This is a genomic window from Agrococcus phoenicis, from assembly GCF_047302415.1.
Lineage (GTDB): Bacteria > Actinomycetota > Actinomycetes > Actinomycetales > Microbacteriaceae > Agrococcus.
Genome location: NZ_CP154854.1, coordinates 183,453 through 209,194, shown reverse-complemented (window position 1 = coordinate 209,194; position 25,742 = coordinate 183,453). Strand labels below are relative to the sequence as shown.

At 72.5% G+C, this 25,742-nt stretch carries 24 protein-coding genes and 1 tRNA gene; 4 read left to right on the top strand and 21 right to left on the bottom strand.

Features of this window, described 5'->3' with window-relative positions:
- Positions 1-32: 32 nt before the first annotated feature.
- From surE to AA0Z99_RS01060, 5 genes are read right to left on the bottom strand one after another with little or no spacing between them, the layout of a single operon-like run.
- Complete coding sequence (gene surE / locus AA0Z99_RS01080) at positions 33-791, bottom strand: 5'/3'-nucleotidase SurE (protein WP_413320714.1); 759 nt, start codon at positions 789-791, stop codon at positions 33-35.
- Positions 791-1,747: a PfkB family carbohydrate kinase gene (locus AA0Z99_RS01075; RefSeq protein ID WP_413318642.1), complete on the bottom strand. Its 957-nt coding sequence runs from the start codon at positions 1,745-1,747 to the stop codon at positions 791-793. Before AA0Z99_RS01075 ends, surE begins: the two co-directional genes overlap by 1 nt.
- Before the next feature lie 29 nt (positions 1,748-1,776).
- On the bottom strand, positions 1,777-2,604 hold the full coding sequence (locus AA0Z99_RS01070) for an ABC transporter permease (RefSeq protein ID WP_413320712.1): 828 nt from the start codon (positions 2,602-2,604) through the stop codon (positions 1,777-1,779).
- Between the two features lie 5 nt (positions 2,605-2,609).
- On the bottom strand, positions 2,610-3,458 hold the full coding sequence (locus AA0Z99_RS01065; RefSeq protein WP_413318640.1) for an ABC transporter permease: 849 nt from the start codon (positions 3,456-3,458) through the stop codon (positions 2,610-2,612).
- Entirely contained in the window at positions 3,455-4,381 is a 927-nt protein-coding gene (locus AA0Z99_RS01060; protein WP_413318638.1) for an ABC transporter ATP-binding protein, read from the bottom strand. The genes AA0Z99_RS01065 and AA0Z99_RS01060 overlap by 4 nt, the downstream gene beginning before the upstream one ends.
- A gap of 103 nt (positions 4,382-4,484) precedes the next feature.
- On the opposite strand from AA0Z99_RS01060, the gene AA0Z99_RS01055 reads away from it, so the two are divergent.
- Together AA0Z99_RS01055 and AA0Z99_RS01050 are read left to right on the top strand one after the other, a co-directional pair.
- Complete coding sequence (locus tag AA0Z99_RS01055) at positions 4,485-4,688, top strand: AsnC family protein (RefSeq protein ID WP_413318636.1); 204 nt, start codon at positions 4,485-4,487, stop codon at positions 4,686-4,688.
- A 33-nt stretch (positions 4,689-4,721) separates the two neighbouring features.
- Positions 4,722-6,527, top strand: a complete 1,806-nt coding sequence (locus AA0Z99_RS01050; protein ID WP_413318634.1) for an ABC transporter ATP-binding protein — start codon at positions 4,722-4,724, stop codon at positions 6,525-6,527.
- A gap of 157 nt (positions 6,528-6,684) precedes the next feature.
- Here AA0Z99_RS01050 and AA0Z99_RS01045 read toward each other — a convergent pair whose 3' ends face one another.
- The 4 genes from AA0Z99_RS01045 to AA0Z99_RS01030 all read right to left on the bottom strand — a co-directional run bounded on the left by AA0Z99_RS01045 (position 6,685) and on the right by AA0Z99_RS01030 (position 11,458).
- A complete protein-coding gene (locus AA0Z99_RS01045; protein ID WP_413318632.1) occupies positions 6,685-7,113 on the bottom strand; it encodes a hypothetical protein in 429 nt (142 codons plus the stop codon).
- An 8-nt stretch (positions 7,114-7,121) separates the two neighbouring features.
- Entirely contained in the window at positions 7,122-8,591 is a 1,470-nt protein-coding gene (locus AA0Z99_RS01040) for an NAD-dependent succinate-semialdehyde dehydrogenase (protein ID WP_413318630.1), read from the bottom strand.
- A 63-nt stretch (positions 8,592-8,654) separates the two neighbouring features.
- Positions 8,655-10,817 (bottom strand): MMPL family transporter, encoded by a 2,163-nt coding sequence (locus AA0Z99_RS01035; protein WP_413318628.1) that lies wholly within the window; start codon positions 10,815-10,817, stop codon positions 8,655-8,657.
- Between the two features lie 68 nt (positions 10,818-10,885).
- On the bottom strand, positions 10,886-11,458 hold the full coding sequence (locus tag AA0Z99_RS01030; protein ID WP_413318626.1) for an isochorismatase family protein: 573 nt from the start codon (positions 11,456-11,458) through the stop codon (positions 10,886-10,888).
- Positions 11,459-11,563: 105 nt separating this feature from the next.
- On the opposite strand from AA0Z99_RS01030, the gene AA0Z99_RS01025 reads away from it, so the two are divergent.
- On the top strand, positions 11,564-11,806 hold the full coding sequence (locus AA0Z99_RS01025; protein ID WP_413318624.1) for a hypothetical protein: 243 nt from the start codon (positions 11,564-11,566) through the stop codon (positions 11,804-11,806).
- A gap of 34 nt (positions 11,807-11,840) precedes the next feature.
- On the opposite strand, the gene nhaA is transcribed toward AA0Z99_RS01025, so the two are convergent.
- Both nhaA and AA0Z99_RS01015 read right to left on the bottom strand, forming a co-directional pair.
- Positions 11,841-13,058, bottom strand: a complete 1,218-nt coding sequence (gene nhaA / locus AA0Z99_RS01020) for a Na+/H+ antiporter NhaA (protein WP_413318622.1) — start codon at positions 13,056-13,058, stop codon at positions 11,841-11,843.
- A 195-nt stretch (positions 13,059-13,253) separates the two neighbouring features.
- Positions 13,254-13,326, bottom strand: a tRNA-Thr gene (locus tag AA0Z99_RS01015).
- Between the two features lie 170 nt (positions 13,327-13,496).
- On the opposite strand from AA0Z99_RS01015, the gene AA0Z99_RS01010 reads away from it, so the two are divergent.
- Positions 13,497-15,899 carry a phosphoketolase gene (locus tag AA0Z99_RS01010; protein ID WP_413318620.1) on the top strand — a complete coding sequence of 801 codons (2,403 nt, stop codon included), beginning with the start codon at positions 13,497-13,499 and terminating at the stop codon, positions 15,897-15,899.
- A 36-nt stretch (positions 15,900-15,935) separates the two neighbouring features.
- Here AA0Z99_RS01010 and AA0Z99_RS01005 read toward each other — a convergent pair whose 3' ends face one another.
- The 10 genes from AA0Z99_RS01005 to AA0Z99_RS00960 all read right to left on the bottom strand — a co-directional run bounded on the left by AA0Z99_RS01005 (position 15,936) and on the right by AA0Z99_RS00960 (position 25,466).
- On the bottom strand, positions 15,936-17,486 hold the full coding sequence (locus tag AA0Z99_RS01005) for an alpha/beta hydrolase (protein ID WP_413318618.1): 1,551 nt from the start codon (positions 17,484-17,486) through the stop codon (positions 15,936-15,938).
- A gap of 70 nt (positions 17,487-17,556) precedes the next feature.
- Positions 17,557-18,720: a DNA polymerase III subunit delta' gene (locus AA0Z99_RS01000; RefSeq protein WP_413318616.1), complete on the bottom strand. Its 1,164-nt coding sequence runs from the start codon at positions 18,718-18,720 to the stop codon at positions 17,557-17,559.
- A 66-nt stretch (positions 18,721-18,786) separates the two neighbouring features.
- On the bottom strand, positions 18,787-19,419 hold the full coding sequence (tmk, locus tag AA0Z99_RS00995) for a dTMP kinase (RefSeq protein ID WP_413318614.1): 633 nt from the start codon (positions 19,417-19,419) through the stop codon (positions 18,787-18,789).
- On the bottom strand, positions 19,416-22,181 hold the full coding sequence (gene topA / locus AA0Z99_RS00990) for a type I DNA topoisomerase (RefSeq protein WP_413318612.1): 2,766 nt from the start codon (positions 22,179-22,181) through the stop codon (positions 19,416-19,418). Before topA ends, tmk begins: the two co-directional genes overlap by 4 nt.
- Before the next feature lie 156 nt (positions 22,182-22,337).
- A complete protein-coding gene (locus AA0Z99_RS00985; protein WP_413318610.1) occupies positions 22,338-22,712 on the bottom strand; it encodes an Rv3654c family TadE-like protein in 375 nt (124 codons plus the stop codon).
- Between the two features lie 32 nt (positions 22,713-22,744).
- Complete coding sequence (locus AA0Z99_RS00980) at positions 22,745-23,071, bottom strand: hypothetical protein (protein ID WP_413318608.1); 327 nt, start codon at positions 23,069-23,071, stop codon at positions 22,745-22,747.
- Positions 23,052-23,225, bottom strand: coding sequence for a DUF4244 domain-containing protein (locus tag AA0Z99_RS00975; RefSeq protein WP_413318606.1), 174 nt, complete (start codon positions 23,223-23,225; stop codon positions 23,052-23,054). Before AA0Z99_RS00975 ends, AA0Z99_RS00980 begins: the two co-directional genes overlap by 20 nt.
- Before the next feature lie 100 nt (positions 23,226-23,325).
- Complete coding sequence (locus AA0Z99_RS00970; protein WP_413318604.1) at positions 23,326-23,532, bottom strand: hypothetical protein; 207 nt, start codon at positions 23,530-23,532, stop codon at positions 23,326-23,328.
- A 9-nt stretch (positions 23,533-23,541) separates the two neighbouring features.
- Complete coding sequence (locus AA0Z99_RS00965) at positions 23,542-24,441, bottom strand: type II secretion system F family protein (protein WP_413318602.1); 900 nt, start codon at positions 24,439-24,441, stop codon at positions 23,542-23,544.
- Positions 24,438-25,466: a TadA family conjugal transfer-associated ATPase gene (locus tag AA0Z99_RS00960; RefSeq protein WP_413318600.1), complete on the bottom strand. Its 1,029-nt coding sequence runs from the start codon at positions 25,464-25,466 to the stop codon at positions 24,438-24,440. Before AA0Z99_RS00960 ends, AA0Z99_RS00965 begins: the two co-directional genes overlap by 4 nt.
- Positions 25,467-25,742 lie beyond the last annotated feature (276 nt).

The window sequence follows — 25,742 nt, the reverse complement described above, 5'->3', positions numbered from 1 at the left end:
CGGCCGTTCGGCTGTGCAGGACGCGTGCTGCCTCAGCCGGTGCGCTCGGCGATCGTCCGCACCGCGGTGACCGTCGCGGCTCCTGCCGCCAGCCGCTCCATGTCGGTCCCCGGTGCATCGGAGGCGCTGTGCTCGCGGATGGACAGGCGCACCTCGTCGCCGTCGAGCTCGGTCATCGTGGTCTGCACGATCCCGAAGGGGGCGAGCGGCGCCTCCACGAGCTCGAGCGCAGCCGCGTCGGGCACGTTCGGCACGTTCACGTTCAGGATGGTGGCCGGCGGCGACTCGAGCAGCCGCGCGAGCGCGCGCCCGGCGATCGTCGCGGCGGTCTCCCAGTGCTGCTGCGGCAGCTCGACGAGCCCGACGTCGAGCGAGACGGCCAGGGCCCGCACCCCGCCCTGCCCTGCGGTGAGCGCGGCGCCCACCGTGCCGGAGTGCATGATGGCGCCGCCGACGTTCGCGCCCCGGTTGATGCCGCTGAGCACCACGTCGGGCGCTCCTCCGAAGGAGCCGTGCAGTGCCAGCAGCGTGATGAGCGCCGGCGCCGCGTGCACCGCGAAGGCGTCGCCCTCGATGCCGGGCAGCTGCCGTCGCTCGGAGCGCACGGTGCCCTTGCCTCCGGCCGCCGTCACGGCGGCGCCCTGGGTGGCGATGATGGATGCGCTGGCGCCCGAGTGCTCGTGGGCCGGCGCTGCGACCACCACCTCGAGCCCAGCGGCCGAGGCCACGCGCGCGAGCGCCGTGAGCCCCGGGGAGTCGATGCCGTCGTCGTTGGTGATCAGTGCCCGCATCACTCGCCGTCCCTCTCGTCGCCGTCCTCGTCCTCGGTCGTCAGCTCCTGCAGCTCGACGCGCTCGGCGATCGCCCGCACCGCCGCCGCGTCACCGGTGCCGAGCCCGCGCCTGGTGGCGTTGACGGCGCCGGCTGCGGCTGCGGTGCGCACGGCCTCCTCGTGGCCGCCGCCGGCGGCGAGCACCGCGGCCAGGCCTGCAGCGTAGGAGTCGCCGGCCCCGCGGGTGTCGACCGGCTCGAGCTGGGGCGCCGAGACGCGCCAGCTGCCCTGCTCGCCCACCACGATCGAGCCCTCGTGGGCGCGGGTGATGGCGACGAGCCCGATGCCGCCTGCCACCAGCTCGCGCGCCGCCGCGAGCAGCTGCCCCTCGTCGTCCCCGTCGTCGACGCGACCGTCGGCGACGAGCTCCTCGTGGCTCACCTTGAGCACGTCGACGCCGCCCTCGAGCGCCGCCTCGAGCCGAGGGCCCGCGAGATCGATGAGCACCGGCTTCCCGAGCTCGCGCATGTCGCTCGCGAGCCTGCGGTAGACGTCCGCCTCGATCGTCGTCTCGCCGTCGGGGCCCGAGAGGATGACGAGGTCGGCCTCCGTCGCGGCGCTCAGCATCGCGGTGTAGAGCGCGTCCAGGTCGTGCCGCGAGATCGGCTCCCCCTGCGTCTCGACGATCGGCTCGCGCTCGCCGCCGCGTCGGTCGTGGATGTAGGCGGGGCTGCTGCCCTCCCGCTCGATCGCGACGACGTCGAACCCCTCGCCGTCGAGCAGGTGCCGCGAGACCGATCCCGCCTCGCCCGTGACGGTGCAGACGATGGTGACCTCTGTGCCGAGCGCCTCGAGCATCCGCGCCTGCCAGACGCCCTGGCCGCCGACGTGCAGGTGCACGTCGGGCTCGCCGTGCAGCTCCTCGATGGTCACGGTCAGCATCGGGGCGGGGGCGAAGATCACGACGCGCGGCATGTCGCCACCCTAGGATCGCCGGCTGAGCGTCAGCGCAGGAAGAGCACCCGCAGCCGCGCGGTCGTGAACCACAGGCCCAGCACGATCATGACGCCGAAGTAGAGCAGGTGCAGCCAGATGGACGGCTGGATGAGCCCGGTCGTCAGCTGTCGGATCATGTCGACCCCGTGCCACAGCGGCAGCGCCTGGATCACCCACTGCATGCCCTGCGGGTAGACCTCGATCGGGAAGAAGGTGGCCGAGAGCATGAACATCGGCGCCATCAGGAAGAAGACGTAGTCGAGGTGCTGGAACGTCTTCATGTAGCTCGTCACCGCCATGCCGAAGGACGCGAAGCCGAAGGCGATGACGAGCGCGGCGGGGATGGCGAGCACCGCCGTCCACGAGAGGTTCAACCCCATGAGGGTCGTCACCGCCATGAAGCCGCAGGCGTAGAGCAGGCCGCGGAACAGTGCCAGCACGATCTCCCCCAGCGCCACGTCCAGCGGGCCGAGCGAGGTGGAGAGCATCTGCTGGTACAGCTTCGCGTGCCGCATCTTGAAGAAGACGTTCATCGTGGAGTCGTAGACGGCGCCGTTCATGGCGCTCACCGCCATCAGGGCGGGCGCGATGTAGGCGGCGTAGGGCACGTCGGTGCCGGCGAACTCGACCGTGCCGATCAGCGCGCCGAGGCCGATGCCCATGGAGAGCAGGTAGAAGACGGGCTCGAAGAAGCCGGTCAGCACCACGACCCAGTTGGTGCGCGCCATCACCTGGAGGCCGCGCGCGACGACCGAGCGGGTGTTGCCGGCGTAGAGGCCGCGGAGCGGGCCGCGGACGGTGGGGGCGGGAGCCTCGAGCAGCTCGTCGGTGCGCAGCTGGGTCACGTGTCGAGCCTCTTCCGGAAGACGCGGATGGAGAGCGCGCACGTCACGGCGGCGAGCAGCACGAGGAAGCCGACGTGCACGAGCGCCATCAGCGGCGAGAGCTCGGCGCCGTAGAGCGCGCTCCTGCCGAGCTCGGCCGCGTGCCAGAGCGGCGAGATCCACCCGATCCAGTGCAGGAACCAGGGCAGTGTCTCGAGCGGGAAGTAGGTGCCGGAGAAGAGCGTGAGCGGCAGCACCACGAAGCGCTCGATGAACGAGAGCTGGCCGCGATCCTCGGTCTGCGTCGCGACCCACGCCATCACCGAGAAGCCGACGGATGCGGCGAGCAGCAGGCCGATGGGCAGCAGCAGGAGCGCTCCCAGCGGATCGCCGAGCCGCAGGATGAGCACCATCGCGGTGAACGTGAGCAGCGGCAGCGTGACCCGCACGAGCGTGGCCAGCTGGTAGCCGAGCACGATCTGCGCTGCGCTGATCGGCGTGCCGCTCATCGCGAAGAACATGGGGAACCACTTGAAGCCGCCGAAGACGCCCCACGTGTTCTCGTTCGCGGCGGTCTGCATGGCGGAGGCCATCATGAGCGCGGGGACGATGAAGACGAGGTAGGGCACCCCGTCGACGCCCGACTGCTGGTTCTGGTCGACGAGCAGCGCCAGCCCCAGGCCGAGGCCCAGGACGAACAGGAAGGGCTCGCCGATGCTGAGCCCGAACCACGAGGCGACGTAGGAGCGCATCGAGCGGATCCGGTGCTCGCACACGTACCACCACCCCCAGCGCCGGCTGCGGCTGGCGATGCCCCGGTGGTCGACGCCGTCGACGGCGAGCGAGGGCTGCGTCGTCTCGCTCATTCGATCAGGCTCCTGCCGGTGAGCCGCAGGAAGACGTCCTCCAGGCTCGAGCGACGCACGAGGCTCGTGATCGGGCTGAGGCCGCGCTCGTGCACGGCGGACATCGCCGCCTCTCCGTCGTCGTCGTAGACGAGCACGCGATCGGGCAGCACCTCGATGCGGTCCCCGATGCCCTCGATGGTCTTCGCCGCGGCCTCGTTGTGCGCCGAGCCGAAGCGCACCTCGAGCACTTCGCGGGTCGAGTACTGCCGGATCAGCGAGGCGGGGCTGCCCTCGGCGACGATGGTGCCCTTGTCGACCACCACGAGCCGGTCGCAGAGCTGCTCCGCCTCGTCCATATAGTGGGTGGTGAGCACGAGCGTCGTCCCCTCCTCCTTGAGCCGGAAGAGGCGATCCCAGAGCACGTGGCGGGCCTGCGGATCGAGGCCGGTGGTCGGCTCGTCGAGGAGCATCGCCTTCGGGCTGTTGATGAGCCCCCGGGCGATCGTCAGGCGGCGCTTCATGCCGCCCGAGAGGCCGTCGACGCGCGACGTGCGCTTGTCGGTGAGCTGGGCGAACTCCAGCAGCTCCTCCGCGCGACGACGGACGTAGGGCATCGGCATGCCGAAGTAGCGACCGTAGACGATGAGGTTGTCGATCACCCGGAGCTCCTCGTCGAGCTGATCGGCCTGCGGGACGATGCCGAGCTGCGCGCGGATCTCCGGCCCGTGGTCGGCCGGGTCGAAGCCGAGCACCTCGAGCGCCCCGGAGGTGCGGGTCGAGGTCGCGGCGATCATGCGCATCGTGGTCGACTTGCCGGCGCCGTTCGGCCCGAGGAACCCGAAGGCCTCCCCCGGCTGGATGGCGAAGTCGATGCCGTCGACCGCGGTGAAGCCGCCGTAGCGCTTGGTGAGGCCCGTGGCCTCGATGACAGGTGCTGGCACGAGACCTCACAGTAGCGCCAGGCGCCCACACCGCACCGCTCTCCTCGGGTGCGGATCGTCAACCCTCGTTGACACATCCCTCGTTGTCAACCATCATTGACAGATGGACGAGATGACAGCCCAGGGCGAGCGGCCGCTCGGCGTGCTCGAGCGACTGGCCGAGGCGGCCGCCGCGCGGCGCGAGGTGGAGCGCGAGGAATCCGCGCTCGTCAGACGCGCAAGAATGGAGGGGTTCGCCTGGCAGGCGATCGCCGACGCGCTCGGCGTCTCGCGCCAGGCGGTCCACAAGAAGCACGGGAAGCGGTAGCGGATGCCGACCCGGGAGCCGGAGAGCGCGGGGATGAGCGAACGACGAGGCATGTTCGGCAGGCGCCGCAGCGAGGACGACGGGCCGCGCGCGAGCGTCAAGGAGCTGCTGCCCTACCTCTTCCCGAAGAAGGGACTGCTGGCCGGCGCGATCGCGCTGTCGTTCCTCGGCGCGGTCTTCGCGCTCGCGCAGCCGCTGCTCGTGCAGGAGCTCATCGCGCGCGTCGAGCAGGTGCAGCCCCTCGAGTGGCTGCCGTGGCTGCTCGTGGTGGTCGTGATCGTGGGAGCGGTGTCGGACGGGTTCCAGCACTTCCTCCTGCAGATCCTGGGCGAGCACGTGGTCCTGCGCACCCGCCGCACCCTCGTCGGCCGCATGCTGCGCCTGCCGATCGCCGAGTTCGACCAGCGCCGCATCGGCGACCTGGTGAGCCGGGTGGGCAGCGACACGACGCTGCTGCGGGCCGTGCTGACGCAGGGGCTCGTCGAGTCGATCGGCGGCGTCCTCACGCTGGTCGGCGCGGTGATCGCGATGCTCATCATCGATCCGCTGCTGTTCGGGCTGACCGTGCTCGTGCTCGTCGTCGCGATCGCGGCGATGCTCGTGGTGATGCCGATGCTCACGCGCGCATCGGGGAAGGCGCAGGAGCAGGTCGGCCACCTGACGAGCGCGCTCGAGCGGGCGATCAGCGCGGTGCGCACCGTGCGCGCCGCAGGCGCCACCGAGCGCGAGGTCGACGAGATCGGCGCACGGGCCGGCGACGCCTTCGGCGCCGGCGTGCGCGTCGCCCGCATCTCCGCCTTCGTCGTGCCGATCCTCGGCGTCGCCGTGAACCTGTCGTTCCTCATCGTGCTCGGCGTCGGCGGCCTCCGCGTCGCCACCGGAGAGATCGAGATCTCGCAGCTGGTCGGGTTCCTCCTGTTCCTGTTCCTGATGGTGATGCCGCTCGGCCAGCTCGCGGGCGCCATCGCCGCCGTCAGCGTCGCGCTCGGCGCGCTCGGCCGCATCCAGGAGATCGTGCGACTGCCCGGGGAGGCGCACGCCGACGCCGCGGTCGCGCTCTCACCGCTCGACGGCGCCCCGATGGTGGCCTTCGAGGGCGTCGGCTTCGCCTACCCCGCTGCCGAGGATGCGCGCGTGGTGCTCGAGGACGTGTCGTTCGCCGTCCCAGCCGGTTCGCGCACCGCGCTCGTCGGGCCCTCTGGTGCCGGCAAGTCGACGACCTTCGCCCTGGTCGAGCGCTTCTACGACGTGACTGCCGGCCGCGTGACGGTCGGCGGCGTCGATGTGCGCGACGTGGATCGCGACAGCCTGCGCGCGCGGATCGGCTACGTCGAGCAGGATGCACCGGTGCTCGCCGGCACGCTGCGCGACAACCTGCGCCTCGGTGCGCCGGGGGCGAGCGACGAGCAGCTGCTGGCCGCGCTCGAGTCGGTGAACCTCAGCGATCTGGTGCGTCGTGCGGGCAAAGGCCTCGGTGCCGAGGTCGGCGAGGGCGGCGTGCTGCTCTCGGGCGGCGAGCGGCAGCGGCTGGCGATCGCCCGCGCGCTGCTGGCGTCCACGCCGATCCTGCTGCTCGACGAGTCGACCGCCAACCTGGACGCCCGCAACGAGGCCGCGCTGAAGACGGCGCTGGATGTCGCGAGCGAGGGGCGCACGACCCTGGTCATCGCGCACCGGCTGGCGACGGTCGTGGACGCCGACCAGATCGTCGTGCTGGACGGCGGCCGGGTGCTCGCGACGGGCACCCACGCCGAGCTGCTCGAGACCTCGCCCCTCTACCGCGAGCTCGCGGCGCACCAGCTGCTCGCCCCGGCGGCACCCGCTCCCTCCGCCGGCTGAGCGGCTCCGCGCCTGGCCGCAGCCGGTGACCTGCTGCTCGCGCTCCAGGAGCGCTTCCCGCTCGAGCGCTCCCGCGAGGCCCATGAGCGCCTGATCGAGGGTCGCGTGCGCGGCGAGCTCCTCGTCGGCCTGACCCGCTGCTGCCCGCGGTCGGGTCTCAGCGGAAGGCCGCGACCACTGCTGCCGCCCACCTGCGGGCGCTCGGGGCGATGAGGCAGGCGCCGATCAGTGCGCAGAGCACGACCATCGTCACCGAGCCGAAGGAGGCGTCGAGCACGGTGCGCACCACGCCCGAGGCACCGAAGGCGGCGATCGCGGCCACCAGCGCGGCGAAGGCCCACGGGCGTCCACGCTGCATCGCGACCGTGCACGCCGGCACCACCGCGGTCAGCAGCACGCCGGAGACCGCCGCCACGAGCACGTCCTCGACGGGCGCACTCCCGATCGACGCGAGCGCCGCGATCACCAGCAGCACGCCCTGCACGAGCACGAGCAGCACGATGAGCACGACCGCCGACCGGATGGCGCGCGGCGCCTGCGGCACCGACGGGGACGCCGGCTCAGCAGGAGCGCGGCCATCGACCACGTCGCGCCTCAGGCGAACGGGTTCGGCATCAGCGTGTACTTCGTCTCGAGGTACTCGTGGATGCCCTCGGCGCCGCCCTCGCGCCCGAGGCCCGACTGCTTCACGCCGCCGAAGGGGCCGGCAGCGTTCGAGACGACGCCGACGTTGAGGCCCATCATGCCCGTGTCGATCAGCTCGATCATGCGCTGACCGCGCTTCGCGTCCTCCGTGAAGACGTAGCCCACGAGGCCGTACTCGGTCGCGTTCGCGAGCCGCACCGCGTCCTCCTCGGAGCTGAAGCGCTGGATCGCGACCACGGGGCCGAAGATCTCCTCGATCGAGACCGCCATGCTCGCCTCGACGCCGTCGAGCACCGTGGGCTCGAAGAACGAGCCGGGCCCGTCGATCGCCTTGCCGCCGGTGACGAGCGTCGCGCCGGCCGACACCGCGTCGTCGACCAGTCGCACCGCGTTGTCGACCGCCTTGTCCTCGACGAGCGGGCCGATCGTCACGCCCTCCTCGGTGCCGCGGCCGACCTTCATCGCCTTCACGGCGTCGCCGATGCGCTGCGCGAACTCGTCGGCGACCGACTCGTGCACGATGAAGCGGTTGGCGGCCGTGCAGGCCTGTCCGATGTTGCGGAACTTCGCCAGCAGGGCGCCCTCGACGGCCTTGTCGAGATCCGCGTCCTCGAACACGACGAAGGGAGCGTTGCCGCCGAGCTCCATCGACGACTTCAGCACGTTGTCGGCTGCCTGCTTGAGCAGCTGCACGCCGACGGGGGTCGAGCCGGTGAACGAGACCTTGCGCAGTCGCGGGTCGGCGAGCAGCCGCTCCGAGAGCGCCCCGGTCGACTTCGTCGTGATGACGTTGACGACGCCCTTCGGCAGCCCCGCCTCCTCGAGCAGCCCGACGAGCGCGAGCGTCGTGAGCGGCGTGAGCGTCGCGGGCTTGACGACCGCCGTGCAGCCTGCGGCGAGCGCGGGGCCCAGCTTGCGCGTCGCCATCGCGAGCGGGAAGTTCCACGGCGTGATGAGGAAGCACGGGCCGACCGGGCGGTGGGTGACGATCATCTGCCCCGTGCCCTCGGGGGTCATCGTGTAGCGACCGTCGATGCGCACGGCCTCCTCCGAGAACCAGCGCAGGAACTCGCCGCCGTAGGCGACCTCGCCGCGCGCCTCAGCGAGCGGCTTGCCCATCTCCAGCGTCATGAGGAGCGCGAACTCCTCCTTGCGCTCCTGCAGCAGGTCGAAGGCCTTCCGCAGGATCTCGCCGCGCACGCGAGCAGGGGTGCGCGCCCACTCGTCCTGCGCCGCCACCGCAGCGTCGAGCGCGCGCACGCCGTCCTCGACCGAGCCGTTCGCGATCTGCTTGATGACCTCGCCGGTCGCGGGGTCGCGCACGTCGATCGTTCCCTGTTCGCCATCGACCCACGAACCGCCGATGAACAGCTGGCCGGTGACGGCATCCAGCACCTGGGTCTCGGTGGTCGCGCTCATGGAGGACTCCTTCGTCGTGACTTCGTCGGATGCACACATCGTATACGAAGCGGTCTCGATCGGTCAGGCGTGCTTCCCGGATCGCTGCCGATCCTCGCGCGCCAGCTTCGACGGCCACCACGTCTTGGGGCCGATCTCGAGCGCGAGCGCCGGCACCAGCAGCGAGCGCACGAGCGTCGTGTCGATCAGCACGCCGAGCGCCACGATGATCGCCAGCTGCAGCAGGAACAGCACCGGGATCACCGACAGCGCCGCGAACGTCGCTGCCAGCACCACGCCTGCCGAGGTGATGACGCCGCCGGTGACGCGCAGGCCGCGCAGCACACCCTCGCGATGGCCGCGCAGCCCCACCTCCTCGCGCACCCGCGTCATGAGGAAGATGTTGTAGTCGACGCCGAGCGCGACGAGGAAGACGAACGCGAACAGCGGCACCGCCGGATCCATCGCCGGAATCCCCATCAGCCCGAGGATCACCGCGCCGACGCCGAGCGCCGTGTAGTACGACAGCACCGTGGTCGCCAGCAGCAGCACCGCCGCGACGATCGAGCGCAGCAGCACCATCAGGATCAGCGAGATCACCAGCAGCACGATGGGGATGATGAGCGCCCGGTCGCGCGCGGATGCGTCGTTGGTGTCGATCGCGGTCGCGGTGGTGCCGCCCACGGCGACATCGGGCGAGATGGCATGCACGACCTCGCGGATCTCGCGCACCACGGCCTGCGCCGCGTCGGAGTCCGGCGCGTCCACGAGCGTGGCCTGCACGAGCACCTGGCCCTCGACGACCGTCGGCGAAGCCGCGGCGAAGGGCGAGGCTGCGTCGACCGGCAGCGGGATCGACCCGGAGGGCGAGTCCTCGCTGACGACCGCGACGCCCTCGACGCCCTCGACGCCTGCCAGCGCATCCGCGACCTGGTCGAGGTCCGCCTCGTCGGCGAGCACCTGCGTGGGCGCGCCGGAGCCTCCCGGGAAGTGGGCGGAGAGCAGGGCCTGGCCGTCGCGGGCCTGCGACTCGCCGACGACGAAGTCGCTCGAGGGCACGCCCTCCGCCTGCAGCTGCGTCACACCGACCGCGCCGATGCCGAGCACGAGCGCGGTGGCGATCCAGACGGTGCGCGTGCGGCGCTCGACCACGGCGGAGACGCCGCCCCACAGGCCCTTGCCGTCGGGCTTCGTGCGCGGCCGCGCTGGCGTCGGCGCGAAGGGCCAGAAGGCGACCCGCCCGAAGGCCAGCAGCAGCGCCGGCAGCAGGGTGAGCCCGGCGACGATGGACGTCGCGATGCCGATCGCGGCGACGGGCCCCAGCTGCTGGTTGGAGACGAGGTCGCTCAGCAGCAAGCAGAGCAGGCCGGCGATGACCGTGCCGCCCGAGGCGACGATGGGCTCGACGGAGCCCTTCAGCGCGCGGAGCGTCGCCTCCCAGCGGGAGTCGACCTCGCCCAGCGCCTCTCGGAACCTCGCCGTGTAGAGCAGGCCGTAGTCGGTGGCTGCGCCGACGACCAGGATGAAGAGGATGCCCTGCGTCTGCCCGCTGAGGGTCAGCACGTCGGCCTTCGCCAGCTGGAAGACGACGAGGATCGCGAGGCAGAGCGCGGACACCGAGGTGAACAGCACGAGCAGCGGCAGCAGCGGCGAGCGGTAGACGATCACCAGGATGATGAAGACCGCGCCGAGCGCGACGAGCAGCAGGATGCCGTCGATGCCCCCGAAGGCCGCGCTGATGTCGGCCGTGAAGCCCGCGGGCCCGGTGACCGCGGTCTGCACCGCATCGTCGAGGCCTGCGGCGGCGACGGCAGCGCGCACCTCCTCGACGACGTCGGCGACCTCGCCCGAGCTGTCGAGCACCGCGACGAACTGCGCGGCCCTGCCGTCCTCGCTCGGGATGAGGGGTGAGGCCTCGACGACGCCCTCGATGTCGGTGATCGACGCCTGCAGGTCCTCGAGCGCGGCGACGGCCTCGGCCGGCAGATCCCCGTCGGTCGCGGCGACCACGATCGCGGGGATCTCGTCATCGCCGACGAATTCGGGCAGCGCCTGCTGCACGGTCGTCGACTCGGCGCTCGAGGGCAGGAAGCTGCTCTGGTCGTTCGAGACCACCGACGAGAGGCTGCCGAACGTCGGCCCGCCGAAGCCCGCCGCGGCGAGCCAGCCGAGGATCAGGATCGCGGGCAGCACCGCCCGCAGCCAGGTCGGGATCCGTCGGGAGGCAGGGCGTTCGCGCAATGACACTTCGCCATACTATCTTTTAGCCTGGCTATCTACAAGCCAGGCGCACGACCTGTTGACCGGGCAGCTCCTCAGGCCGAGCGCACGACCTCGACGCCCCCGTCGCGCAGCTCGTCGAGGGCAGCCGCGCGCGTCTCCGGCGTCACGGCCGAGGTCAGGCCGTCGATGACGCGCACGCGGATGCCCGCGAGCGCGGCGTCGAGCGCCGAGGCCTTCACGCAGTGGTCGGTCGCGATCCCGACGATGTCGAGCCGATCGATGTCCTGCTCCTCCAGCACCTCGGCGAGCGTCTCGCCCTCCTCCGTCGTGCCCTCGAAGGCGGAGTAGGCCGGCTCGCCCTGACCCTTCTTGATGTGCACGTCGATCGCCAGCACGTCGAGCGCGGGGTGGTAGTCGGCCCCCGTCGTGCCCGCCACGCAGTGCACGGGCCAGGTGTCGACGAAGTCGGGCTCGCCCTCGGCGAAGTGCCCACCGTTGTCGCCCTCGGGATCGTGCCAGTCGCGGCTCGCCGCGACCAGCGCGTAGTCGTGGGTGCGGAGGTGCTCGGTGATGGCCGCCGCGACGGCAGCGCCGCCCGCGGTGCCGAGGGCGCCGCCCTCGGTGAAGTCGTTCTGCACGTCGACGATCAGGATCCCTGCGCTCATGCGCCCAGGCTACGCGGCCCGGCGCCGGGAGCAAGGCGGATGGGCTGCGGCGCCACCGCAGCCGACGCGGTCCTCATGGGGTACAGATTGGGGTACATTCTTGACGTGCTCATCTCGCCACGCCCGCAGGTCTTCAGCACTGCTGACATCGCCGCAGTCCTCTCCGACCTCCAGGCCCGCGCGAACGACGCTGCCAGCCTGCGCACCTGGGCGCAGGACGCGAACGTGGCGATCGAGCGCGTCGTCGCCACCGACGACCTGACCTACGTGCGACTCGCCGCTCGGGACGACGACGGCTCACCGATCGTGCTGATGCTGCTCGAAGGCGTCTGGGAGCGCGCGGTCTGATCGACCGCCGCGCGGCCGCGCGGCACCGACCGCCTCAGTCGCCGATGCGCGCCTGAGGGGTGTCCACCGCTCCGTCGCGATTCTCGTCCTGGCTGCGCGTGCGCCTCGCATCCCATCGCAGCAGCGGGGCGGCGAGCAGGGCGGCGATCCCGGAGCCGATCAGCACTGCCAGCTTCGCGGCATCGGTGCGGGCGGCGTCGTCGAACGAGAGCTCCGTGATGAGCAGCGAGACGGTGAAGCCGATGCCGGTCAGCAGCGCGACCGGCACGAGGTCACGGATGCCGATGCCATCGGGCAGGCGCAGCGGCGTGACCCTCGTGACGAGCGCGGTGACCCCGAGCACGCCCACGAGCTTGCCCACGATGAGGCCGCCTGCGACCGCCAGCAGCACCGGCTGCGCGGCGAGCTCGGCGAACCCGCCGCCGCCCGCGACGGAGACGCCCGCTGAGCAGAACGCGAAGACCGGCAGCGCGACGGCGGTCGACCAGGGTCGCACCGCGGCCTCGTGGCGGTGCGTCCGCGCCTCACGCTCCCCGTGCACGGGCGATGCAGGCACGAGCGCACCCAGCAGCACGCCGGCGATCGTCGCGTGCACGCCCGATTCGTGCATGCACCACCACGCGACCAGCGCGATCGGGATGAGCACCCACCACATCGCGTACCGCGAGCGCACCAGCAGGCCGAACGCGGTGAGCGCGAGCACCGCGCCGAGCAGCGCGAACAGCTGCACCGTCGCGGTGTAGAAGACGGCGATCACGATGATGGCCAGCAGGTCGTCGACCACGGCCAGTGTCAGCAGGAAGGTGCGCAGCCCGATCGGCAGCCCTCGACCGAAGATCGCCAGCACCGCCAGCGCGAAGGCGATGTCGGTGGCAGCGGGGATCGCCCACCCGCTCAGCGCTCCCGGATCGCCGGCGGCGAGCACCACGCCGATGTAGACGGCAGCAGGCAGCGCCATGCCGCCGATCGCTGCCAGCACCGGCACGGCCGCTCGCTTCGGATCGCGCAGGCTGCCCGCCACGATCTCGTGCTTGAGCTCGACGCCGACCACGTAGAAGAAGACCGCCAGCAGGCCGTCCGCGGCCCACGCCGCGACGCTGAGGTCGAGGTGCAGCACCTCCGGCCCGATGCGCAGCTCCATGAGCGATGCGTACGCATCGCGCCAGGGCGAGTTGGCCCAGATGAGCGCCGCAGCGGCTGCGATCAGCAGCAGCACACCGCTCGTCGTCTCCAGGCGCAGGGCCTGCGCCACGCGCGCTCGTCGTGCTCCGGTGGGCGTTCGGGTCGGTTCCACGGGTCTCCCGTCGTCCCCGCCGAGCCGGATCGCTCGGCGGCACGCCGACCAGGCTTCCCGGCACACCATGCTCGCGCCTCGCGAGCGGAGGAGGGGCACCGCGGGGCGTCCGCGCCATCGGAGATGACCGGACGACCGACGAGGCCGTTCCCGTGCCGCCTGGGAGAATCGAACTCCCGACCTATTCATTACGAGTGAATCGCTCTGCCGACTGAGCTAAGGCGGCGTGCCGAGGCACGATCATCGAGCATAGCGCATCCTCCTCTCCGGGCTCGACCTCGGCGAGGCTGGTGCCAGGGCCGTTCCCACTCCCCCGTGCCGCCTGCGCACGCGCTGCGCATCCGCCGCACCGACGGGAGGTTGACGCCCCGAGCGGTCTCGTTCAGGCTCGGACGCATGACCGCCCCGACCTGGAGCCCCAGCCCCGCCCCCGCCTCCCAGGGCGCGCTCGAGCGCGTCGATGCCTGGTGGCGCGCAGCGAACTACCTCAGCGTCGGGCAGATCTACCTGCAGGAGAACCCGCTGCTGCGCGAGCCGCTCGAGCCCGCGCACCTCAAGCGGCGACTGCTCGGGCACTGGGGCACGACGCCCGGGCTGAACTTCGTCTACGGCCACCTGAACCGCGCGATCCGCGAGCGCGAGCAGCGCGCGCTGTTCGTCATCGGCCCCGGCCACGGCGGGCCGAGCGGCGTGGCCTGCGCATGGCTCGAGGGCACCTACACCGAGCGGTTCCCCGACATCGAGCAGAGCGAGCGCGGGATGCAGCGCCTGTTCCGTCAGTTCTCGTTCCCCGGCGGCATCCCGAGCCATGCGGCGCCAGAGACGCCCGGCTCCATCAACGAGGGCGGCGAGCTCGGCTACTCGCTGGCCCACGCCTACGGCGCCGCGCTCGACGATCCTGATCTGCTCGTGGCGTGCGTCATCGGCGACGGCGAGGCCGAGACGGGCCCGCTCGCCGCCTCGTGGCACGCGAACAAGCTGCTGCACCCCGCTGCCGACGGCGCGGTGCTGCCGATCCTGCACCTCAACGGCTGGAAGATCGCGAACCCGACGCTGCTCGCGCGCATCCCCGAGCACGAGCTGCTCGAGCTGCTGCGCGGCTACGGGCACCACCCGATCCTGGTGACGGTCGGCGACGACGCCGAGGATGACGCGCTCGGCTCGCACCGCCGCTTCGCCACCGCGCTCGACGACGCGCTCGACCGCATCGCCGCCATCAAGGCGGAAGCGGCGACGGGCGCGCGCGCAGGCCGCCCGGCCTGGCCGATGCTGGTGCTCCGCAGCCCCAAGGGCTGGACCGGCCCGCGGGAGGTCGACGGCCTCCGCATCGAGGGCACGTGGCGCGCGCACCAGGTGCCGCTCGAGGAAGTGCGCCAGGACCCGGAGCACCGCCGGCTGCTCGAGCAGTGGCTGCGCTCCTACCGGCCCGAGGAGCTCTTCGACGAGCGGGGCGCACCGCGCCCGATCGTCGCCTCGGCCGCACCGGAGGGAGATCTCCGCATGAGCGCGACACCGGTCGCGAACGGCGGGGTGCTGCGCCGGCCCCTCGCGCTGGCGCCCATCCGAGCCGCGGCCCCTGAGGTCGATCCCGCGCGCCGCGGTGCCGGCAGCACCGGATCGACGGCGGTGCTGGGCGCCTGGCTCGCCCTGGTGCTGCGCGACAACCCTGCGACGTTCCGCCTCTTCGGGCCCGACGAGACCGCATCCAATCGCCTCGCGCCCGCGGTCTACGAGGTGACCGAGAAGCAGTGGAACGCCGAGGCCCTGCCCGGCGACGAGCACCTCTCCCCCACCGGGCGCGTCATCGACGTGCTGAGCGAGCACCTCTGCCAAGGGCTGCTGGAGGGCTACCTGCTGACCGGCCGCCACGGGCTGTTCACGACCTACGAGGCGTTCGCCCACATCGTCGACTCGATGCTGGGCCAGCACGCGAAGTGGCTCGAGTCAGCCATGCACGTGCCGTGGCGCGAGCCGATCGCGGGCCTCAACTACCTGCTCTCGAGCCACGTCTGGCAGCAGGATCACAACGGCTTCAGCCACCAGGACCCGGGCTTCATCGACGTGGCGCTCAACAAGAGCGCAGCGGTGGTGCGCGTGTACCTGCCCTTCGACGCGAACACGCTGCTGGCGACGGCCGAGCACTGCCTGCGCTCGACCGGCACGATCAACGTGATCGTCGCCGGCAAGCAGCCGCAGCCGCAGTGGCTGACGCTCGACGAGGCCGCGGAGCACTGCGAGCGCGGGCTCGGCATCCTGCCCTGGGCAGGCACCGAGACCGAGCGGCGGCCGGCGGATGCGGTGCTGGCGGCCGCGGGCGACGTGCCGACCCTCGAGGCCCTCGCCGCGGCGACGCTGCTGCGCGAGGCGGTGCCCGAGCTCTCGCTGCGCGTCGTGAACGTCGTCGACCTCGGCCGCCTGCAGCACGAGGAGCACCACCCGCACGGGCTGCCGGATGCGGAGTACGACCAGATCTTCACCACCGACAAGCCGGTGGTCTTCGCCTACCACGGCTATCCCTGGACGATCCACCGCCTGACCTACACGCGCACCGGCCACGACCAGCTGCACGTGCACGGGTTCCTCGAGCGGGGCACGACGACCACGCCGTTCGACATGGTGATGCTCAACGGGCTCGACCGCTACACGCTGGCGATCGACGTGATCGACCGCGCCGGCTTCGCCGACTCGCACGCCCAGGCGCGCCAGTCGTTCGCGGAGGCGCGGGATCGGGCGAAGGCGTACACGCGCGAGCACGGAGTCGACATCCCCGAGGTGGCCGATTGGGAGTGGCCGGCCTGACGCACGACCGCGGGTCGGGCGCGCTGCGAGGCGCCCTCAGCAGTCCAGCGCACCCACCGGGGCGGACCCGGTCAGGAAGTACTCGTTCACGGGCCGGTCGACGCACGCGTTGCCGTTGTTGTACTGCCCGTGCCCCTCGGCGTCGACGGAGATCAGCACGCCCGACTCGAGCATCTCGGCGAGGTCCACCGCCTGCTGGTAGGAGGTGGCCGGGTCGTTGACACCGCCGATCACGATGATCGGCTCTGCGCCGGGCGCCGTGATCTCGTGCGGCTCGCGGGTCGCCTCGAACGGCCAGGCAGCGCAGGAGCCGACGCCGACGAAGTCGGGCCCGAGCGTCGGGGCCGCCGCCATGATCTCCTCGGCGTTCGCCCGGATCTGCGCGAAGTCGGTGACCGCCGGCGAGTCGAGGCAGTTCACCGCGATGAGCGCCTCGAGCGAGTTGTCGGCGAAGGATCCGTCGGGGTCGATGCCGTAGTAGTCGTCCGCCGCCGCGAAGGCGCTCTCACCGCTGCCGGCCTGCACATCGGCGATGATCTCGCGCAGCACCTCCCACTGCCAGTCGGCGTAGAGGTTCGCGGCGATGGCGATGAAGAGCGCGCCGGTGCCGAGCTCGCGGCCGTCGGCCACCGGGATGGGGTCCTCCTCGAGCGACTCGATCAGGGCGCGGGTCTGTGCCAGCGCATCTGCCTTCGACCCCGTGAAGGGGCACTCGCCCGAGGCGAGGCAGTCGTCGACGAAGTTGCCGTACGCCAGCTCGAAGCCCGCTGCCTGGAAGAGGGTGCCCTCGAAGTCGGTGGCATCCGGTGCGACCGCGGCGTCGAGCACCATGCGGCCGACGCGCTCGGGGAAGAGGTCGGCGTAGGTGGCACCGATCAGCGTGCCGTAGGAGACGCCCAGGTAGTCGAGCTGCTCCTCGCCGAAGAGCGCGCGCAGCAGGTCCATGTCGCTCGCGACCTGCTCGGTGCCGACGAGCTCGAGGTAGGGGCCGGTGTGCTCGAGGCAGGCCTCGCCGAACCAGCGCGACGACTCGAGCTGCTCCTCGAGATCCTCGTCGCTGAGGGGCTCGGGCGCGGGACCCTCGGGGATCTCCCACAGCCAGTCGTAGAGCTCCTGCGGGTCGTCGTAGCAGGAGATCGGGGTGGAGCCGCCGACGCCGCGAGGGTCGAAGCCGACGAGGTCGTAGTGCTCGCGCACATCGGGGTGCAGCAGGTAGTCGCCGTAGTCGCGCACGTACTCCACGCCGGATGCTCCCGGGCCGCCGGGGTTGTAGAGGATCGCTCCTCGCCGCTCGCCCGTCGCCGGGGCCACCGTGACGGCCAGCTCGATCGAGTCGGCGGAGGCGTCGTCCCAGTTCATCGGTGCTGCGACCGTGCCGCAGTACAGCCCGGCGCACTCCGCCCAGTCGACCTGCTGGTCGAAGAAGGGCTCGAGCTCCGGCGCGACCTGCTCGCCCGTCGGGCTCCACTGCGGGGGGCCGAGGCGGTCGTCGCCGGGCAGCTGCGGCGGCAGGATGCAGCCGGTGAGCGCGAGCGCCGTGGCGGCGATCGCGGCGAGGGCGGCCAGGCCGCGGCGGGTGCGATGCATGCCTCTACGCTACGGCCCGCGGACCGGTCGAGCGCGCGGAGAGGCCGCCGCGCGGGGCCGACGCCGACCCTCAGCGGCGCTGCGCTGCCCTCGCCGCGCGCACCAGCATCGCCTCGAGCGCCAGCAGCGGCGGCACGTTCGCCTCGATGCGCTCGCGGGCGAGGCGGATGGCGTCCAGCACGTCGATGACGTCGGCGCGTCGCAGGTAGTCGGCCGCGGCCTGCACCGTCGGCTGCATGGCGGCGTTCACGAGCTCGCGCCCGACGCCGAGCTGCGTCATGAGGATGTCGCGGTAGAGCGAGAGCAGATCGACGAGGATGCGATCGACGCCGTCGCGCATGCCGCGCTTCGCCCGGTGCTTCTGCGCCTCGTCGAGCTCCTTGAGCTGCCGGCGCAGCTGCGGCGGCACCGTTCCGCCCGGCTCGATGCCCAGCTGCCGCAGCGCCTGCGTGCGCTCAGCGTCGTCGCGCTCGGCCGAGAGCGCGTCGGCGTCGGCCGTCGCGATCTCCACGAAGCGCGCTGCCGCCAGGACCGCCGACGCCGCGGTCGAGACCCGCATCGCGATCGTCAGCGTCTCGGCGCGCCGAGCGCGAGCCTCGTCGCTCGTCGCGAGCCTGCGCGCCATGCCGATGTGGCTCTGCGCCTCCCGGGCGGCGCGATCGGCGACGCCCGGGTCGACGCCGTCGCGCTCCACCAGCAGCCGGGCGACCTCGGCGGGATCGGGCACCTGCAGGGTGAGCGTGCGCACCCGGGAGCGGATGGTCGGCAGCAGGTCGGCCTCGCTCGGGGCGCACAGGATCCACACGGTCTCGGGCGGCGGCTCCTCCAGCGCCTTGAGCAGCGCGTTCGAGGTGCGCTCGGCCATCCTGTCGGCGTCCTCGACGACGACCACCCGGTAGCGCGAGCTCGACGGCGCGAGCGACGCGCGCTGCACGACGGCACGTGCCTGCGCGATGGTGATGAGCACGCCCTCGGTCGAGAGCGTGACGAGATCGGGGTGGGTGCGCGCCTCGACGAGGGTCGCGACCTCTGGGTCGATGCCCTCCGGCGACGACAGCAGCGCGGTCGCGAAGGCGTAGGCCAGGTTGGAGCGCCCGGAGCCCGGCGGCCCCGTGAGCAGCCACGCGTGCGTCATCGCGCCCGAGGAGTCGGCGCCGCCGAGGTCGCTCGCGGCGCGCTGCAGGGTCGCGACGGCGTCGGCCTGGCCGACGATCTCGCTCCACCCGCCTGTCATGCGCGCTCCTCCATGTCTGCACCCGTGCCTCGCGCCGGTGTCCTGCAGCGCCTAGTGCTGCAGCGCCTAGTGCTGCGCGTCGAGCATCGCACGCACGTGCGACACCACGCGCGCGTGCACCTCGTCCGGGGTGCCGGATGCGTCGACCACCGCGAAGCGATCGGGCTCGGCCTCGGCGAGCCCGAGGTACGCGGCGCGCACGCGCTCAGCGAAGTCCAGTCCGGTGTCCTCGAGCCTGTCGTACGGCGCATCCGCCCGACCCGCCATGCGCTCCCGACCCGCAGCCGGGTCGATGTCGAGGAGCACCGTCAGCTGCGGCAGCAGGCCGTCGGTCGCCCAGAGCGACAGATCCCTGATCTGCGCCCCGTCGAGCGCTCTGCCCGCGCCCTGGTAGGCGACGGAGGAGTCCAGGTAGCGGTCCTGCACGACGACCTCCCCGCGCTCGAGCGCGGGCCGTACGAGGGTCGCGACGTGATGAGCGCGGTCGGCGGCGTAGAGCAGCGCCTCGGCGCGGGGCGCCACGTGCCCCTCCGTGTGCTGCACGAGCCGGCGGATCTCGACGCCGAGGTCGGTGCCGCCGGGCTCGCGCGTGCGCACGACGGTGCGGCCCGCAGCCTCGAGCCACGCCTGCAGCAGCGCCGCCTGCGTCGACTTGCCGGAGCCGTCGCCGCCCTCGAGCGTGATGTAGGCGCCGGTCATGCGTCTGCGGGCGGGGTCTTCTTCGCGGCCGGCTTCTTCGCCGCCGGCTTCTTGGTCGCCGGCTTCTTGGCCGCCGGCTTCTTGGCGGCCGGCTTCTTGGCCGCGGCCTTGCGGATCGGCTTCTTGGCCGGCCCCTTCTCGCGCTTGATCTGGAGCAGCTCGATGGCGCGCTCGAAGGTGATGCCCTCGACGTCCTCGCCGCGCGGGATGGTGGCGTTCGTCTCGCCGTCGGTCACGTACGGGCCGAACCGCCCGTCGCGCACCTTCACGGGCTTGCCGCTGACCGGGTCGGCGTCGAACTCCTTCAGCGCCGACGCCGCCTTGCGGGCGCCGTACTTCGGCTGCGCGAACTTCTCGAGCGCCTGCTCGAGCGTGATGGAGAAGATCTGCTCCTCGTCATCGAGCGATCGGGTGTCCTCGCCCTTCGACAGGAAGGGCCCGTAGCGACCGGGCCGCGCGGTGATGTCGTTGCCCGACTCCGGATCCACGCCGACGACGCGCGGCAGGCCGAGCAGCTTCAGCGCGGTCTCGAGGTCGACGCTCTCGGGCTCCATCGACTTGAAGAGCGATGCGCGACGCGGCTTGGGCGCGGCCTTCCCCTTCTTCGGCGCCACCGGCTTGCCCTCGTCGTCGAGCTCGACGGGCAGCGACTCCTCGATGTAGGGCCCGAAGCGACCGTTCTTCACGACCACGTCGAGGCCCGTCTCGGGGTGCTCGCCGAGCACGCGATCCTGCACGGGCTCGGCGGCGAACAGCTCCTGCGCCTTCTCCGGCGTCAGCTGGTCCGGCGTCAGGTCCTCGGGGATGTTCGCGCGCTTCAGCTCGCCATCGGCACCGGTGCCCTCGAGGTAGGGGCCGTACTGCCCGACGCGCAGCGTGACGCCCTCGGCGACGGGGATGGAGTTGACGGCGCGCGCATCGATGTCGCCCAGGTTCTCGACGGTCGACTGCAGTCCCGGATGCTCGGGGCTGCCGAAGTAGAAGCGCTGCAGCCACTCCTGCCGGTCGAGCTCGCCGTCGGCGATGCGGTCGAGGTCGGAGAGCATCGCGGCGGTGAAGTCGTAGTCGACGTAGTCGCCGAGGTTGTCCTCCAGCAGCTTGATGGTCGAGAACGCGATCCAGTTCGGCACCAGCGCGCCGCCGCGCTGCGTGACGAAGCCGCGCCGCACGATGGTGTCGATGATCGACGCGTAGGTCGACGGACGGCCGATCTCGAGCTCCTCGAGCGCCTTCACGAGGCTCGCCTCGGTGTAGCGAGGGGGCGGGGTCGTCGCGTGCGCCTTGCGCTCGAGCTCGGTCAGCCCCAGCGCGTCGCCCTGCTTGACGTCGGGCAGCCGCGACTCGCTCGCCGATGCATCCGCCTGCGCCTCGTCGGCGTAGCGCGCGGCGTCCTTCGACTCCTCGTACGCCTGCAGGAAGCCGGGCTCGGTGATCACGGTGCCGGATGCGGTGAACTCCGCGATCCCGCGGCCGGTCTTGCCAGAGGCGATGGTGATGGTGGCCGTCTGCCCCGTGGCGTCGATCATCTGGCTGGCGACCGTGCGCTTCCAGATCAGCTCGTAGAGCCGCTGCTCGTTCGGCGTGAGCGACGAGCGCACCTCGCTGGGCGTGCGGAACGACTCGCCCGAAGGCCGGATCGCCTCGTGCGCCTCCTGCGCCGACTTCGACTTGCCGGCGTAGTGGCGCGCGGCCGGCGGGATGCTGCCGGCGCCGTAGAGCGCGGTGGCCTGCGACCTCGCGGCCTGGATCGCCTGCTTCGAGAGCGAGGGCGAGTCGGTGCGCATGTAGGTGATGTAGCCCTGCTCGTAGAGCGACTGCGCGACCGACATCGTCTGCTTGGCGGAGAGCTTCAGCTTGCGCCCGGCCTCCTGCTGCAGCGTGGAGGTCGTGAACGGCGCCGACGGGCGACGGCGGTAGGGCTTGGACTCGACGCTCGAGACCGCGAACGCGCTCTGCTCGAGCTCTGCGGCGAGCGACTCTGCGGCCTCGGCGTCGAGGATGGTGCGGACGCCCTTGATCTGGCCGCGGTCGTCGAAGTCTGAGCCGGTCGCGACCCTGGCGCCGTCGAGCCGCACGAGACGCGCGCCGAAGCGGCCTGCGGGCGCGCTCGCCTCGGCGTCCGGCGCCTCGAACTGCGCGGTGATGCTCCAGTAGTCGGCGGCGACGAAGGCCATGCGCTCGCGCTCGCGGTCGACGATCAGGCGCGCCGTCGGCGACTGGACGCGGCCCGCGGAGAGGCCCTGCCGCACCTTCCTCCACAGCACCGGGCTGACCTCGTAGCCGTAGAGGCGATCGAGGATCCGTCGGGTCTCCTGCGCGTCGACCAGCGGCATGTTCAGCTCGCGCATCTGGTCCTTGGCCTGCTGGATGGCGTCCTCGGTGATCTCGTGGAACACCATCCGCTTGACCGGCACCTTCGGCTTCAGCACCTCGAGCAGGTGCCACGCGATGGCTTCGCCCTCGCGGTCCTCATCCGTCGCGAGGATGAGCTCGTCGGCGTCCTTGAGCGCCTTCTTGAGCTCGGAGACGGTCTTCTTCTTCTCGTCGCTGACGACGTAGTACGGGGTGAAGCCGTTGTCGACGTCGACGGCGAACTTGCCGTAGGAGCCCTTCTTGAGCTCGGCCGGGAGGTCGCGCGGGCTCACGAGGTCGCGGATGTGCCCGACCGACGCCAGCACCTGGTATCCGTCACCCAGGTACCGCTCGATCGTCTTGCCCTTGGCCGGGGACTCCACGATGACGAGCTTCTTGCCCATGCTCACGCTCACTGCTTCTTGGGGTTGCCGGGCCCGACTGGGCCACGGATCGACACCTTACACACGGCGCCATTGCGCTCTCACCGCCGAGGGCCGCTCGTTCGCTCGCGGCGCACACCCGACCCAGGCGGTGGCGGGACGGCACGGGAGCGCGATCGTCGCTCACGGCGGCGGGCCCGCTCGGACGGTGGCGGATGCGAGCAGCTGGCCCAGCGGGACGGCCACGGTGACGCGCACCTCACGCCCGTCGACGGCGCACGCGAGCAGCCGCGCGCCGCTCGCCGTGGCGACCGCCTGCGCGAGCGCGCACGCGCTGCCGTCGACGAACCCGGAGCGCGCGTCCGCCGCAGCGAGCGCGGCGGCATCGGCGGCCGCCGCGGCGCGCGCCTGAGCGATCGATGCGGTGCCCGCGCCGACGACCAGCAGCGCCAGCAGCATCGCCGCCGCCGCGACCGCGAGCGCCAGCACGGCGCCTGCACCCCGCTCGTCGAGGAGGCCGCCGGTCACCCTCGGCCCGTCGAGGAGGTCGCCGGCCATCGGCCCGCTGCCGTCACGGGACGGCGCCCCGCTCACCGTCCACCTCCGTGCGCGCAGCTGCGCGCGGTCAGCGGCAGCGCTCCGCCCAGCGCGTCGCGACGGAGCACGGCGCAGACGAGCTCGCCCTGCTGCTCGACGCGCAGCGCGGCGCCGTCGCTGTAGGGCGCCGGATCGTCACCCCGGCCGGCGGCCCTGGCGGCTGCCCCTGCGGACTGCTCGAGGCCGACCTGCGTCGCCGTCGCGGCCACCGCCCCGACGGCGATGCCGAGCACGAGCACCGCTGCCGGCAGCGCCGCGGCGAGCTCGGCGGTGACCGCGCCGAGCTCGCCGTCCCGGCTGCTACTGCACCGTGAGCGCACGCTGGACCATGTCGGTGAGGATCCCGCGCACCTCGTCGCTGCGCAGGATCACCACCAGCAGTCCGGCGAAGCCGACCGCCGCCATCGTCGCGATGACGTACTCAGCGGTCGCCGCGCCGTCCTCCTCGTGCACCAGTCTCGTGAGCATCCGCATGCTCGCCTCCTTCCCTCGGGGAGCCCCAGGGTGAGGGAGACCGCACGTCGCTCGCGCCGCCGCGGAGGCGACCTGTGGAGAGCGCTCGCGAGCGCCCAGATCAGCGCTGGTGCCGCTCGGGGTCCTCGTCGGGACCCGGCACCTCGGCGGCCGGCTGCGGGCGCTCGTGCTCGCCATCGCTCGGCTGGCCCGCATCACGAGAGCGCGGGCCGAGGTCGTCGGTCGCCACCATCGGGTGGGGCGCGCCGCCGATCGCTCCCACGAGCGCAGCCACCCAGTTGACGATGCCGTTCCAGAGATTGCGCATCCCCCGACGCTAGCCCAGCGGTCTGAGCGCCCCGTCGAGCATCGAGACGACGAGCGGCACGATCACGAGCAGCGAGAAGGCGGGCAGCACGCACGCGCCGAGCGGCAGCGAGAGGTGCACCGCCGCCCGCTGCGCTCGCGCCTCGCCCTCGAGCCGCGCGCGCGTGCGGGCTGCCGCTGCCTCGGCGAGCAGCAGGCCGCGCACCGGCACCCCGGCGTGGCGGGCCAGCTCGAGCGCGGCATCCACCTCGCTCCAGCCGCTCCCGACGACACCCGCCGCCTGCATCGCGTCGACGGCCGCCGCGCGGGCGCTCGTCGTCGCGCCTCCCCCCGCGAGCGCCACCGCCACGAGCTCGAGCGCGATCCCCGGCGCCCGGTCCCCGCGGGCTGCCCGACGCACGATGGCGCGCGACCACGCCCAGGCGGCGGCGAGCAGCGTCGCGCCGGCGATCACCGACCAGGTGCCGATCCCCCCGCTCGAGGCTGCAGCCAGCACGTCGAGCCCGAGCGCCAGCCCGAAGACCATGCCCACGACCGGCAGCACCATCACCAGGCGGGCGGTGGACCGGGGCCCCGCGAGCGCAGCCTCGATCGCGCGCTGCTGCGCCGCCTGCTCGCGCAGCAGGGCTGCGAGCCGCTCGAGCGTCGGCGCCGTGGGCGCCCCCGTCTGCTGCGCCACGGCGAGCACGGCATCGACGAGGCCGCCTCCCGCGCGGCGCCCGAGCGTCGCCGCATCGGTGCCCAGCAGCGACCATGCCCGCTCGAGGGGCAGCCCGCCCGCGACGAGGGCAGCGAGGCGATGCACCGTCGCCGCGGCGTCCTCCTGCTCGGCAGGTGCGTCTCGGGCACGCTCGCTCCTGGTCGCGCGGCCGGCGCGACCGATGCCGAGGGGCAGCCGGCGAGGGGTCATGCTGCACGCACCACCAGTCGGTCCCGCTCGAGCGCGAGCGCGCCGATCGCGGCAACCCGGCGACCGGTCGCGGTTCGCTCGACGTGCAGCACGGCGTCCAGCGCGCTCACCGCCTGCCTGGCCAGCGCCGCCGTGCCGAGCCCCGCGAGGGCGCCCAGGGCCTCGAGCCGGGCCGGCACGTCGTCGAGCGAGTTGGCGTGCAGCGTGCCCGCCCCGCCGTCATGCCCGGTGTTGAGCGCCGACAGCAGCTCGCGCACCTCTGCGCCTCTGCACTCCCCCAGCACCAGTCGATCGGGGCGCATGCGCAGCGCTTCCCGCACCAGCTGCTCCAGCCCGACCGCGCCGGCCCCCTCGGCGTTGGCCTGGCGAGCCTCGAGGCCCACGACGTGCGGGTGGCGGATGCGCAGCTCGGCGACGTCCTCGATCGTCACGATGCGCTCGGCGACGGAGGCGGAGGAGAGCATGGCACCCAGCAGCGTCGTCTTCCCGGAGCCGCCGGCGCCGGTGACGAGCACGTTCGCGCGCCGCTCGACGAGCGCGCGCACGCGCTCGAGCGGCACCACCGAGAACGCGCCGCCCTGCTCGAGCTCGTCGAGCGACAGCGCCGCGACGCGAGGCAGGCGGATGGACAGCTGGCTCCCGCCGATCGCGATCGGCGGGAGCACGGCGTGCACGCGGATGCCGTCGTGCAGCCGCACGTCGACGCAAGGCGTCGCCTCGTCGACGTGCCGGCCGCCCGCCGCCACGAGCGCCACCGCGAGCGCCCTGGCCCGATCGGGCTCGAGCACCAGCGGCGCCCGCTCGGCACCGCTGCCCCGGTCGACCCAGACCTGCCCGGCCGTCACGAACACGTCCGTCACCGCCGGCTCGGACACGATGGCAGCCAGCTCGCCGAACTCGCGAAGGGCGCCGCCGTCGACGGCGGTTCGCGAGGGCCCCGGGGTGAGCGCGGCCGGCCGCGCCCCTCCGGCGACGAACGGGATGCCCGTCCCTCGCCCGAGGTCCTGCCCAGCACGCGCCGTCATGAGGCGCACGGTAGGCCCACGACGCCCGTGCACGGGCGCGGGGACCTGCGGCCTGTGGAGGGCGCGCCAGGTGCGACGAGAAGGCGGCGCCCACCCGGGGGAAGGGGGCGCCGCCGCAGGAAGGGCGGATGGGGGATCCGCCGTGCACCTGCTCACGTCGGCAGGGCCGACTGCGACCATGCTATGCACCACCCGCACAGATGACGCCATGCAACACGGCGCCGAGTCGCGCTCGGTCGTCGCCGATAGGGTCGGATCGACGACGACGACGTCTGG

Bases quoted from the DNA above. Each gene is read 5' to 3' on its own strand.
- surE (WP_413320714.1), bottom strand. From the start codon at position 791: ATGCGGGCACTGATCACCAACGACGACGGCATCGACTCCCCGGGGCTC.
- AA0Z99_RS01075 (WP_413318642.1), bottom strand. From the start codon at position 1,747: ATGCCGCGCGTCGTGATCTTCGCCCCCGCCCCGATGCTGACCGTGACC.
- AA0Z99_RS01065 (WP_413318640.1), bottom strand. From the start codon at position 3,458: ATGAGCGAGACGACGCAGCCCTCGCTCGCCGTCGACGGCGTCGACCAC.
- AA0Z99_RS01055 (WP_413318636.1), top strand. From the start codon at position 4,485: ATGGACGAGATGACAGCCCAGGGCGAGCGGCCGCTCGGCGTGCTCGAG.
- AA0Z99_RS01050 (WP_413318634.1), top strand. From the start codon at position 4,722: ATGAGCGAACGACGAGGCATGTTCGGCAGGCGCCGCAGCGAGGACGAC.
- AA0Z99_RS01040 (WP_413318630.1), bottom strand. From the start codon at position 8,591: ATGAGCGCGACCACCGAGACCCAGGTGCTGGATGCCGTCACCGGCCAG.
- AA0Z99_RS01030 (WP_413318626.1), bottom strand. From the start codon at position 11,458: ATGAGCGCAGGGATCCTGATCGTCGACGTGCAGAACGACTTCACCGAG.
- AA0Z99_RS01010 (WP_413318620.1), top strand. From the start codon at position 13,497: ATGACCGCCCCGACCTGGAGCCCCAGCCCCGCCCCCGCCTCCCAGGGC.
- AA0Z99_RS01005 (WP_413318618.1), bottom strand. From the start codon at position 17,486: ATGCATCGCACCCGCCGCGGCCTGGCCGCCCTCGCCGCGATCGCCGCC.
- AA0Z99_RS01000 (WP_413318616.1), bottom strand. From the start codon at position 18,720: ATGACAGGCGGGTGGAGCGAGATCGTCGGCCAGGCCGACGCCGTCGCG.
- tmk (WP_413318614.1), bottom strand. From the start codon at position 19,419: ATGACCGGCGCCTACATCACGCTCGAGGGCGGCGACGGCTCCGGCAAG.
- AA0Z99_RS00985 (WP_413318610.1), bottom strand. From the start codon at position 22,712: ATGGCCGGCGACCTCCTCGACGGGCCGAGGGTGACCGGCGGCCTCCTC.
- AA0Z99_RS00975 (WP_413318606.1), bottom strand. From the start codon at position 23,225: ATGCGGATGCTCACGAGACTGGTGCACGAGGAGGACGGCGCGGCGACC.
- AA0Z99_RS00970 (WP_413318604.1), bottom strand. From the start codon at position 23,532: ATGCGCAATCTCTGGAACGGCATCGTCAACTGGGTGGCTGCGCTCGTG.
- AA0Z99_RS00965 (WP_413318602.1), bottom strand. From the start codon at position 24,441: ATGACCCCTCGCCGGCTGCCCCTCGGCATCGGTCGCGCCGGCCGCGCG.
- AA0Z99_RS00960 (WP_413318600.1), bottom strand. From the start codon at position 25,466: ATGACGGCGCGTGCTGGGCAGGACCTCGGGCGAGGGACGGGCATCCCG.